Source organism: Paenibacillus tarimensis (genome assembly GCF_021532315.1).
In the GTDB taxonomy this organism is placed as follows: Bacteria; Bacillota; Bacilli; order Paenibacillales; family Paenibacillaceae; genus Paenibacillus_I; species Paenibacillus_I tarimensis.
Genome location: NZ_JAKGAO010000018.1, coordinates 1 through 11,758 on the forward strand (window position 1 = coordinate 1; position 11,758 = coordinate 11,758).

General features: G+C 53.1%; 11 protein-coding genes. 3 read left to right on the forward strand and 8 right to left on the reverse strand.

From position 1 onward, the window contains the following. Both L1N82_RS17690 and L1N82_RS17695 read left to right on the forward strand, forming a co-directional pair. Window positions 1–359 (forward strand): hypothetical protein (locus tag L1N82_RS17690; RefSeq protein ID WP_235288792.1); only part of this gene is annotated, 359 nt, incomplete at its 5' end. A 2-nt stretch (window positions 360–361) separates the two neighbouring features. Beyond that, complete coding sequence (locus L1N82_RS17695; RefSeq protein WP_235288793.1) at window positions 362–793, forward strand: hypothetical protein; 432 nt, start codon at window positions 362–364, stop codon at window positions 791–793. Window positions 794–914: 121 nt separating this feature from the next. Here the strand turns inward: L1N82_RS17695 and L1N82_RS17700 are convergent, their stop codons facing one another. From L1N82_RS17700 to L1N82_RS17735, 8 genes are all read right to left on the reverse strand, one after another. After that, complete coding sequence (locus L1N82_RS17700) at window positions 915–5,369, reverse strand: coiled-coil domain-containing protein (protein WP_235288794.1); 4,455 nt, start codon at window positions 5,367–5,369, stop codon at window positions 915–917. 5 nt (window positions 5,370–5,374) lie between these two features. Then, window positions 5,375–6,112, reverse strand: coding sequence for a DUF6063 family protein (locus L1N82_RS17705; protein ID WP_235288795.1), 738 nt, complete (start codon window positions 6,110–6,112; stop codon window positions 5,375–5,377). After that, the gene (locus tag L1N82_RS17710; RefSeq protein WP_328284498.1) at window positions 6,109–7,644 is read right to left on the reverse strand and encodes a replicative DNA helicase; all 1,536 of its coding nucleotides are present in this window, start codon (window positions 7,642–7,644) and stop codon (window positions 6,109–6,111) included. The genes L1N82_RS17705 and L1N82_RS17710 overlap by 4 nt, the downstream gene beginning before the upstream one ends. Further along, complete coding sequence (locus L1N82_RS17715; protein ID WP_235288796.1) at window positions 7,614–8,663, reverse strand: Wadjet anti-phage system protein JetD domain-containing protein; 1,050 nt, start codon at window positions 8,661–8,663, stop codon at window positions 7,614–7,616. The genes L1N82_RS17710 and L1N82_RS17715 overlap by 31 nt, the downstream gene beginning before the upstream one ends. A gap of 163 nt (window positions 8,664–8,826) precedes the next feature. Beyond that, window positions 8,827–9,414 carry a zeta toxin family protein gene (locus L1N82_RS17720; RefSeq protein WP_235288802.1) on the reverse strand — a complete coding sequence of 196 codons (588 nt, stop codon included), beginning with the start codon at window positions 9,412–9,414 and terminating at the stop codon, window positions 8,827–8,829. Further along, entirely contained in the window at window positions 9,407–9,583 is a 177-nt protein-coding gene (locus L1N82_RS17725) for a hypothetical protein (RefSeq protein WP_235288797.1), read from the reverse strand. Before L1N82_RS17725 ends, L1N82_RS17720 begins: the two co-directional genes overlap by 8 nt. A 249-nt stretch (window positions 9,584–9,832) precedes the next feature. After that, window positions 9,833–10,324 (reverse strand): hypothetical protein, encoded by a 492-nt coding sequence (locus tag L1N82_RS17730; protein ID WP_235288798.1) that lies wholly within the window; start codon window positions 10,322–10,324, stop codon window positions 9,833–9,835. A 71-nt stretch (window positions 10,325–10,395) separates the two neighbouring features. Then, window positions 10,396–10,839 (reverse strand): hypothetical protein, encoded by a 444-nt coding sequence (locus L1N82_RS17735; RefSeq protein ID WP_235288799.1) that lies wholly within the window; start codon window positions 10,837–10,839, stop codon window positions 10,396–10,398. A gap of 227 nt (window positions 10,840–11,066) precedes the next feature. On the opposite strand from L1N82_RS17735, the gene L1N82_RS17740 reads away from it, so the two are divergent. Further along, the coding region (locus L1N82_RS17740; RefSeq protein WP_235288800.1) for a hypothetical protein at window positions 11,067–11,758 on the forward strand (692 nt) is incomplete at its 3' end.

An 11,758-nucleotide genomic window follows, 5' to 3' on the forward strand; every position in this document is an offset into this window, starting at 1 on the left:
CAGTTCTCAACAACGGTAGAGCAACTGTTGATACAATTAAATCAAATCCTATCGCATTCAAAGGCAAATCGGCAGACGAAATTGCCCAAATGCTAAGAAATGAAGGATATGACGTTACTGTACAGGACTCCACTAAATCAAGTTCAGGAGCAAAGATTATTAAGATAAATAACACAGGCGACAATAGGAATATTACTCAAGTCCAAGTGTCACCCGGTGGCGGGAGACATGGAGGAAGTCCGTATGTAAAAATTAGTACAAATGACCAAGGTATCATTAAGGTAGTTGATGGGGCAGAAAGTGCGTATAAGACAGATGGAAAAGAAACAGCAACAATAATCTTCACAGGAGGCGATTAACTATGGTGTTGTTGAATGCGCCCATTATTCCGTGGAAGGGGCTGGGAGGATTAAATCTTTACAGCCATATCAGCGAATATTATAGCATTATAAAAAATCTCAAGGAAGCTGATGCTCTATTAGGAAAATCTCTAGTAAGATATGAAATCAAAGATGAAGTTATCTTGTGGTTTAATATATTCAATGGAAAATTGTTCAAGATCACTGCGTTGAAGAACTATACTGGAAAGTTATTTGATGTCATTCATATTGGCATGCCTATTGACGAGGTTTTGGAGATAGAGCCAAGCTTTGAATACGATGATTTTGAAGAAGTATATTGCAGCCCTAAAGGGATTTATATTGAGACTGACCCTATTGAACATACTGTACTATGGATTTCGGTATATATTAAAGAAATTGATAATGAGGACTTTGATAAAGGGAACTGGTAATACAATTTGACCTTGATTGGCTTAGTGCCTTCCAAGGTTTCTTTAGAGGATGAAGAAACCTCCCACACCACTTAAAAAAGGGGCGCAGCCTATTAAGCTCGCCCCAAGATTTCATAAAACCCTAAAACAAATCCATCTGCTCCACTTCGCCGCCGATCCTGTCCATTGACTCAGGCGCATGATCGCGGAAGTAGGCCTGCTGAATCTGCTGCTTGGGGTCCACGATTTGCTTGCCGCCCCCACCGGCTGCTGTACGCAGGCGGCAGCTGTACACCACCGGGAAGTAATCCTGCAGGAACTTGCCCTCCACATGCGCGGTCAAGGCGATCATCTGGAAGCCCAGCTGCTCCGCGATGTAGAAGACAGGGCTTAGAACGTGATCGCTCGATGCCTTGCCGAACGGATTGTCCAGGATGACCGCGCGGTGCCGCTTCATCTGGCTGTGAATGTGCTGGCGCTTCTCGGCCACATAGTTCAGAATGCCGAGGAACAGGGTCATGTTCTTGCTCCACTTCTCTCCGCCCGACCAGCGGTTGGATTCCTCCCACGAGTAGGTGGCTCCCGTCACCTGCTGATCATTATTCACCTTGCGGCAGCTGATACGGATGGTCGAGCCCTGCTTGAACACCTTCTGCAGCAGCTGCTTGGCATCCAGCCACTTGTCGAGATCCTTGCGGATTGCCGCCGACTGCTCGGTTCCATCCACATCCCGGTACTTGGCATGCTCCAGCTGTCCAATGATCCATTCTATATGGCCGCGGATTCGCTCCTTACCCTCCTGTTCATCCCAATCCGGAACCTGGAACACATAGATCTCCTTATTGCCGCTATCTGTACGGACCCGGGTCCGCTTCGGCAGCTCGCGCAGCTCCTGGGCGATCAGTCTTAAGTGGGCCTGAATATGCGTAATAAACTGCTGCAGCTTCTGATCCTCCGTCTGCATCCGCAGCTCGGCGATCTGGTTCGCCTTCAGGATGCTGGCCCCCATCATCGCTTCGAATTCCTGCAGCTCGGCGTAATTGTCCTTCGCCTCTACGCCCCGCTCGGCCATCTCCCGCAGCTTCACATCCTGCACATGACGCTGGCAGAACTCCCGGAACCGCTGGCGGTTAGCCGAGACTCTGCGGCGTTCCTGCTCAATAGTTCCCAGCTGCTGCTCCAGACGCCCGATGATCTCCTGGCTGCCGCTCTTCAGGCGGTAAGCGATCTCCTGCATCATCTCCACGCCTGAGTCAGATGGCTCCAGCAGGGGATCGTCCAGCTTGTGCACCCGAATGTAGCGGTTCCACTCCTGCAGCACGGCGTGTGTCTCCCTCAGTCTGCGCTCCACCGCCTCGTTCAACCGCTCCAGCTCCTTGCGCACTTCATCCTGCTGCCGCCGCTCATCTGCCTGCTGCTGCTGCACATGGCTGAGCGCCTCGAGGAAGCGTACCGGCTGCTCGCCGTCAAATTCCTTCGCATACTGCTCCGCCAGCATCCGAACCACAGCCTCCTGATTGCTCAGCTCACGGTCCTTCCTGCCCCACTCTTCGCGAATCCGCTGAACCTGCTGCTCCAGCGTACGAAGCTCCGTTAAAGCCGTCTTCATCTTAGCATCCATCTGCATGGGGAGCTCCAGCTCTCGGTCCAGATTGTCATGGGCAGCCGCAAGCCGTTCCATCTGCCGGGAAGCCTCTTCCTGCCGGTCTCGCTGATGAGCCAGCTCCCGCTCCAGCTCCGACCTCTCCTTCATGATGCGATGCCGCCGCAGCTTAAGCCCTCTGCGTTCCTCACGCAGCTGAACGTATGACTCCGCCGCCTCATGCGGCTGGCAGCTCCGAACCTCCTGATACCATTCATCCTCCTGAAGCCGCTGCAGCTTCCCGTGATAATCATTCCGGTGATCCTCCTGCCGTTTCAACTCACGTTCAAGAGCCTCTATGCGCTGATTGAAGCGCTCCATTAACCGCTCCGCCTTATTATAAGCTTCCTGCACTGGCTGGAGATCTGCAGCAAGCCTGATCAGCTTATCGGAGAGCTGCATATACTGATGCCCCTGCTCCAGCTGATAGGCCGTATGCTGCTGCCGCTGGGCAAGCAGCTGCTGGGCTTCCACCAATTCGGCCTTCTGCCGCTCCAGCCCCCGCAGCGCCTGCTCCACCTCAGCAAGCCTCTGCTCCAGCCGCTTCAGCTGATCCGTCAGCGCTGCGCGCCGATGCTCCTGCTCATGTACAGCAGCCAGCGGGTAGTCCCTGAAGAACGCATCTGTCAGCTTCTGTGCGTCCCGCCACGCCTCCAGCTCCTGCTCCTTCTCCCGTCTCTTCTCCTCAGCGGCTGCTGCCTCCCGGCCGATCTCCCGCTTCCATTCCTTGAACCGGTCCGCATCGTGAAGGGACTGCCAGTGGGCCGGTTCTACCCAAGCCCCAGCTTCCCCGGCTTCCGCGCTGCCGCCGCCGTTCGGGCCGCCGCTGCCGCTGATCAGCTCCTTGACCTCCTGCGTCGACAATACGCGGATCGGATACTGCAGCTGATCCGCCGACTCGGCAAGCTTGCGCTCCAGAAGCGGCTTCTCCTGCGAAGTCGTGACCAGCGTCACCGCCCATAACGGCTTGTCATCCAGCGTCTCCGTCACCGCAGCAGCATATTGGATCCCCGTCTCCAGCAGCGAGAACTGATTGCCCCACTGACTGGCCAGCCGCGCAGCCTGAGGATCGGCGAAAAATTCCTCCTGCTCCTCATAATCGTCCACATAGCGGAATGCCAGACGTTCCTTGTGCAAGAGCTGCTGCTTCTGCCGCATCCTGCGTTCCAGGCCGTCTGCAAGCTTGTCTCGGATTGAATCCATCTTCTCATGCACAGAAGCCAGCCGCTCCCAAGAGGGCTGCAGCTGAGCAAGCAGCATCTTCACCTGCTGGTGCTCCTGCTCATAACGCTCCTGCCAGGCCTGCAGCGCAGCCAGCTCCTGCTTGAAGCTCATCTGATCGCTAGCGGCAGCTTTTCCTTCCCGCTCCAGCTCGCCCTTCCGCCTCTCCAGCTCCTGCTGTGCTTTCGTCTGCTCCAAAACCTGCTGCTCCTGCGCCTGCTGCTCAGCGAGCCACACTGGCATCTGCTGCTCCACCGTTTGGGATGACAGCTGGCTCAAGATTTTCCGCGCGATATCACTCTGCTGGTCCTGCATCATCCGCTGCTGTGTCTCATATTCCCGAATCCGGAGCAACTGCTCCTCCCGCTGCCTGGCAGCGGTTTCCCGTTCCCCGGCAGCTTCCTTCCGCTGTTCGTTCAAGGCGAGAAGCTCTGTTCCCACCTCCTGCAGCAGCCCGGAGAGGCGCGCCTCCTCACGGTCATACCACGCTCTCAGCTTGCGTCCGCTAAGCTCCCACGCCTGCTGCAGCTCTTCTTCATCCTGCGACTGAGCCAGCTTCGCCATCTCCTGCTGCAGGTAGGCGATCTTCTCCTGTGCCTCACGCAGCTTTTCCCGCTGCTCCGCATATTCCAGAGAATAGTAGTACCGGGCAGCGTGAGCCGCCTGCTCCTCCAGCTGCTCTTTTTCCTCTGCTGCCTCCTGCAGCCCGGTCTGCAGCGCCTCAGCCTTCAGCCGCTCCCCCGCTATATCAACGGACGTTTCTCTTTTCTGCCAATTCCTGAATTCCCGCTCCCATTCCTCCAGCCGTTCCTGAAGCCTGAGCTGCTCAGACTGCTGCTCCTGCCTGGCGTTCTCGGCCACCTGAAGGTAAGTCTTGGCCTCCTTCCGAAGCGCCTCATACTGCAGCTGCTCCCGGTGCAGCTTCTCATAGCCGGCCACGTACTTGTTCAGCTCGTCCAGAATGCGCCGGTTCTCCTCAATCTTCTCCTTCAGCTCCTTGTACTGCTTGAAGCCCTCCCGCTGCACCTGGAACAGGTCCGCGAAGGCCCCCTGCCTGAACCCTTCCATGGATTCCTCAATTGTCGGAATGAGCAGCCGGTCCACCAGCTGGGAGGAGGTTTTACACTCATCAAAAAACGCCTCTATCCCGCCTTCGCTGGAATTGATCTTCACAATCGCATCCCACTCGGACTTAATAATATGGAACTGTTCCTCAATATAGTGCTGAAATTTGGTAATCGTATCAAATGTCCTGGCCACAAGCGGGTACTTCTGCTGCATCGAGTGGTAATACTCCTGGATCTCGCCCTTCTCGGTGACTCGCAGCTTCCCGCCGCCCGTCTCCTTGGTGAAAGGCAGCTTCGCCAGCCGGTGCTCATCATGCTCAGAATATTCGTACACATAGCGCAGCGAGTCCAGCCCGGTAGCGCTCATGAACAAGCTCACACAGGTAACCGCGTATCTGCGCCGGGGCTTCTCTGCGAGCAGCCATTCAATCGCCACATGGGCAGGCCCGTTCTCCAGCGAGAGCGTATCCTTCAGCTTGCGTCCCGCAACGTCACTGTGAGGCAGCACAGCCTGAATGGCGGTTTGGATGAAGACCGTCTTCCCGCCCCCATTTTCCAGTACGATCGCCCCGTTATGTCCGTCAAAATAAAAGGTCGAATCGTTGTACCGCTTGGCGCCGCCCTCATAGATGACATTCGTAAATCTGATTTTGGATATGACAGGCATAAGCTTTACGTCTCCTCCTTCCGCTTGGGCTCCAGGCTGTACAGGAACTCCAGAATGCCGCGGTTATATTCCCGTTCCATGTAATACCGCTGCACGATGATCTTCGTCTTCTCCGTCAAATCCAGCTCATCCGGCCCTACCTGCCTGGCCAGCTCCTGATCCAGCAGGAACCGCCGCACTGTATCCAGGAAGCTCACCCGGCTGATCGTGGCGCCGCTCTGGCGTTTGGCCGTCTCCTTGACGTCGTCCATCGCATCCCACTTCTCGATCATATCTGCCCAGTGGTACGAATACTCTTGACTGAGTGCCTTCAGCTCTTCGTCGGAATGCTCCTTCAGTCCGCTGATCCGCTGCTGCACCAGGTCCATCCATTCTTCCATCTGGAGGAAATTCCGCGTCGGTTCCGTCGTCTGGTAGCTGTCGTAGAACGCCCCGATAAACACAATAATAGCCATATACATCAAATACAGGTCCGCGTTGACCGCGTTCCCGCGCAGATACATCCGCTTGAGCGATTCATTGCTCATATGAAACGGCGACAGCCTCACCAGCGGAACCAGAAGCAGGCGGTCTCCTGCTCCAAGAACCACACAGTCCGCTTCGGCAGCGAACTGGTCCAGTAGTCCGCGGACACGGTCGTCTGCTTCCACCTGCAGAAGGCTCTCCTTATCCGCTTCCCCGCTTCCTGCCAGCTGCGCATAAATGCGGAAGGCCTTCATCACCTCATCACCGCTGTAGTTCATTCCGCTTCCCCTCCCAACCGTATGACAAGCTCTTGTATGGAATAGCGCTCGTTCACCTGCAGAATGCCTTCTGCCTCCTGAACTGTCAGCGTTCTTCCCTCAAGCAGCGAACGGATCGCCTCATAGAGACTCCGTTCGGCCTCTGCAGCTTCCTCATCCGCGCCAAGGGGACGGATCGGGCTGCGCTGATGCAGAATAATCCAGCAGTCATAAAAGTCCCGGCTCCACGGCAAGTCCGCCGCCTCATCCCGATCCAAATACGCGATGAATTCACTTAACCGGACCTCATCACGGCCCAGCTCGGCGTAACAGCGGAGAAGAGCTTCCATCACCTCGACCAAACGTTCCTTGCGCCGCTGCACGAAGGAGGACTCGCCCTCTTCCTCGTCCAGCTCAAGCAGGCTTTTCTCTATGACGGTACCTTCATCTTGGCCCGACAGCTGCTGCTTCGCGAACACCGTGAGCGGCGACCATACCTTCTTCTGCTCCAGCTTCAGGAACGGAGCCAGCACGCCCTTCATCGCCTCAACCGGCAGCGGGGTGCCTAGCAGGAACGACGCGATATCCTGCTCGAAATTGAACGCATTCATGCCCGTATAATAGAGTGACTCCTTGGCCGCCCGCAGTGCGCTGCTCTCCAGCTCCATACTCTGCTGCAGCAGGCGGGTATGCTCATTGTGCACCTTCTCCAGCTCAATCCCGATTCGTACAATAAGCTCATAAGGCCGCTGGTTCTTGCCGAGCTCCCTTTCAGCATAGATCCGGTCCCTCGTATCCTTTACAAAATCCCTAAGCTCCCTGAATTCCTCATTCTCCCGCTTCAGCCTGAGATAGATGTCCTCCAACAGCGAGCGGTACCGGGCCAGCGTTTCCTCGGAGACAATGCTTCTCTTAATCTCATGTTCAAGTGCGCTAATCCGGTCCTGCAGCGTTTCCACATCAATCATCATCTCATCGATTTGCCGCAGCGCTCCCTGGAACTCCCCTTTCTCAAGCTGCTTGCGCAGCAAAAGCTGGTGAATGGACAGCTGGAACTCCATATAGAACTCCTTGGTTGCAAAAATCAGCTCCAGCCCATCCTCATCCAAGGCATAATACTGCGTGTTCGAAGCTGCATCATACGAATCAGTCCGCAGGATCGAGGTATAGATGACGCCCTCCTGCCCGGTTCCAGGGTGAAAATAAGGGAATTCCCGCTTCCGCCCGGAAGCAGGCCGAAACACATGAACAATCCTGCGGCCGATGTCCTCCAGCTCATCCTGATCAAGCACATATTTGCCCTCCAGCACAGCAGCCAGGAAGCTGACCAGGTCCTTTACGCTTGTCTTTCGGCTCCGCATCAGCTTCTTCTCGAAGAAGAACAGCAGCGACAAGAGCCCCAGCTCCATCATGGCGACCGGTTTGCCGTCGCGGTCCGTCTTCCTCTGGCGCCCCAGCTCATACAGCGGATCGAACAGCGCAAGCTTGCCCATCCGCTCCTGAAAGCCGGACAGCATGTCACTTAATTCGAGTGACTGCCATTGCGATTCCACACGGCTTCCCTCCCTATTTGAATCAATTCCTCGCTGCGCAGCGTCTCCTGCGGAATATAGCAGCCGTCCTGCAGCATGGCGATGATCTGTTCCGATTCTCCCGCGTCAAAATGTGCCGTAAAAGCCTGCAGCGCCGCTTCACTCCAGCGGTGATTCAGCTTGCCCTTCGAGGGCACCCTCTCCAGACACGCCCTGTAATAAGGCAGGGCGGGCTTCACCTCGAACTTTGCCTGGAGATCATACCAGATCAGGATGCCTTCGGGGTCGAGATCGCCAAAATAATAGAGCTCATGCTCCGCGTCCTGAACCGGATACTGCAGGCGAAGCATTCCGAAATTCCCTACGATTTTCCGGCCGCAGCCATAGATTAACGTGGAGAAAGGCAGCTGAGGCAGCACCGGCAGCAGGCCTTGAAATGTCGTCTTGTTCTCTACAATGAGGTGCAGGTGGGTCCTGCTGTCGAATCGGACGGAAGGATTCGCCGCCAGCATTAGAGGGTCACTTACAGGCACAACCTTCAGCTGCTCCCATACGCCCAGCCTCTCCAGCAGGGCTTGTCCTCCTTGCTCCGTTATCCACTTCTCATCCCGCACAAGCTCGTAGCTGCGCTCAGGAGCTGGCGCTTCCCGTGTCGGGAGCTGCCCGCGCTTCAAGTACGCGTCAACCTGTTCGATATAAGGCAGATCCGCGCGCCATACTTCTTGGCTTAATCTATAGTAGGCATCCAGATTAAGGGCAGGATGCAATCTAGCGCTCCATTGGTGCAGCTCCCGCATGTGATCCCCTTGCAGCATCCGCTTGTGTATGCGGTACTGGTAGGCTAACGAGGGCCGCTTGCCGTTCCGGCCATGTGCCTTGACCGCTGTCAGACTGCCTTCATGTTCTTGCTCCAGCACCACCTCGGCAAACGACTTATAATCGATCTCCACACCTTGAAATGCCCGCTCCAGCTCCGGAAGACCAATCGTTACTTTGGGGTAAGAGTTTAAGAAATCTATCAGCTTTTGTCTAAATCGCATATCTGCCAGCCACCGTTTCTATGTACTATAGGAATATCGTACTACAATCAACCATACTCAGACTAGAAGATATGTAAGGAAATTGGATGGCAGGTGTCTTGGCTTAACCAATAGGCGTTTAATCAAAATAAAAAAGAACAACCCCAATATGCAGCTGTTCTTGTTACTTCATATATTCTTTTTCAACCTGTATGGCCCAACTTGGAATAGTGTCCGCACGATGCACAATTGAACCACGATTCATCTGAAGCACCCTAGAACCTTCAGTGCTGCTGTTATCAATGACGATTAGATGGTCAATTAAATGTAGGTTGCTAATCAAGTTCCGAATCGAGGTTTCATGTCTTCTGATAATATCCTCTGTCGGAATATGATGCCCGCCATTTCTAACACGCGCTGCGACTCGTTCAATATTCAAATGATAATCACCCAATCCAACATAAAACATGGTAATCTCAAAACCCTTGGCCTTTGCATCATACATGAGACGAACAGCGTTGCCGCCTGCTAGTGTAGTTTCAATCGAAAAATCCCGCCTTTTCTGGATGCAGTCTTTGGCTAACTTGATAGCTTCCTTACCGGCAGATACTTTACGACTTTCAGGATTTACTGAATCAATCCCTCGCGCCAAGGCATCGGGATCAATATTTACACTGATTCCCAGCCGATCTACAATGAGGTTTCGAATTGTACTTTTACCGCCGCCATTGTTACCCGCGAATATATACATGATCGGTTCCTGTTCATGCATGAGATTCACTCGAATTGCCAACGGGAACAATATTGCCATTGTTATATTCCTTTACAATTTGGCCTTCTGCCGTCTTATAAACAATGTATGTGTCGTTAGCTTTTGCATCCAGTTTAGCGCGATCTCCAGTAAGCTTAATCATTTTATCCAAGTCTTTAAATTTATCCAAGGGGTTCACCTTCCCAAATAAGAATAGAAATATGTTTCATTATAACACAGTAAGACGCTTTGACTGACCATCCTCAGACTAGAGAGCTGATTTCCAGCCTATCGTTAGCTTTCGCATCCAGCTTAGCGCGATCTCCAGTAAGTCTAATCATTTTATCCAGATCTTTGTATTTATCCAAGGGGCTTCGAATCGCAAACAAGAACATGCAGACGCTGCCGCACACAACGCAATTGAAGGCAAATTGGGGTATTAAAGTACCACTGTCTTGGTCCTTGATATGCCCAAATATCGGTACTGAATATGAACGGTATGGATATTCTCATCGTTAACAATTCGGACACCGTAATGCAAAGGAATCCTTCCTTCGTTATCCCGGAGTATTTGCCGAACTTCAGCATCGGATAATTGAGGGGGAATTATTCCTTCATCGATCCCTATGAACTGAGCTTGAGAGCTGTCTTCTATGCCCCCAGATACCAACTGTCCCGTATAACTCATAACGAAATGAGCATTGGTAGCGGGTGCCTTCGAGTTGACAGCCACTTCTTCTATATTAATATCGGCCCATCCCTCATTCACAAGAGATACATATATCTGTTTCTGTTCTTTGTCAACATTGGACCACCCTGTTACCAGCAGCGGGTCGACCATTCTCGCATATGTGTAGAAAGCCACTGCGCCCACGATAACTAAACTAAAGACAAACAGCATTGCGATTCTTGTTTCCCTGGCTGATAACATGGCAACCACCTCACTTCACAGTTTTCATTGTAAACAAATACATCTTACGAGTGGCCTCCCTCCTCTTCTAGCTATGAGTGTTCAAAGTAACCCGAGAGAAAGTCATTGAATTTTTTTCTATCAATTTCATGTGATCTGCCATCCGTCATGTCGGTAAATACAGAACCACCACCTGTAAATTGAAGTTCTTTCTCCCGCCCATCGTTTAACTTAATCACGACTGTATAAGGCCAATCGGCGGTTACAGCATCCCCCGAGGGTGGCTGTGCGCCCTGTAGAATAGGATAGAACTCATCTAATTCCTTGGATTCTTTCAAGTTGGCAGCAACTTCATCCGAACGTGCGCCGAGGAAAATGGTGATTTCTGCAACTTGATCCCTCGGGAGATTAAACGGTTCATATACCTCCGCATGGTTTTCGGGAATTTGAGAGTCACTAAGATTTTCACCTGTAGATGCATCACAAGCAGCCAAAATGAAAATGGACAATAATAATGCAATTAATGCTCGTTTCATAATCAATCCTCCCGTCCCGTTTTCATATACGACGCAGATCACGCGGAATTGTTTCAGCCAAAAAGAAATAGACCGGCTGAGCCTGAGGGGTCATGGCTGACGAAAAGTTCCTCATGTTCAGAAAAACTCAAATGTCCAATTTTGTACAAACATTACGGGAGGGTATTTATGGAAGAACAGCGAATAAGTAGGTTTGCTAAGGAAGCAAGAGTGCTACAGACAGGGAAGTGAGAAGAAAAATGCAGCGGCTGATGATCGATTTGGGCCAGGTGAATCGTAGTAGAGAGCAGCTGGGTGCCGCAGGCCGAAGGCTGTCCCCTGTTCCGGGACATGTGCAGGCCGTGAAGAATGGGCTGGACAGCGCGATTGGCACAAGCCGCGGTATACACAGCAGGTTAAGCCAAGCGGCTGCGGATGCCAGCCGGATCACCGAGCGGATAGCCAGGCTGGAGTCCTTTGTGCTGCAGTCGGTGCAGCGTTACGATAATGCGGAGCGACAGCTGGTAAGCCGGGCAGCAGCTGTGGAGGAGCTTGCCGGCCGTTCGGTGAATGAAGCAGCTTTCCGGCCGGTGGATTGGGAAGAAGTAGATGTCCGGGTCCAGCTGCTGGCTAAGAAGCTGGGCGGCTTGCTGCCACAGATAGCGGGGCTGATAGATGATGCTGAAGAACGGGCAGCAGAAGATCTGCAGCAGTTAATAGCAGCCTCAGCTCAGATCCTGGCCGCCATTACGGAATTTGTGATGGAACAGGTGAGCTTGGTTATACTGAATGTCCGGAATTCACAGCCAAAGCCGGTCAACATAGCCAACCTTAACCTCTTAATAGCAGCGTATGGTTCTGAGCATAAGAAGCTGGTGGACGTGGATCAGCTGTTCTCCGGGGACAAGCTGGATGCCGATATACTGGACTTCCTCGCTTA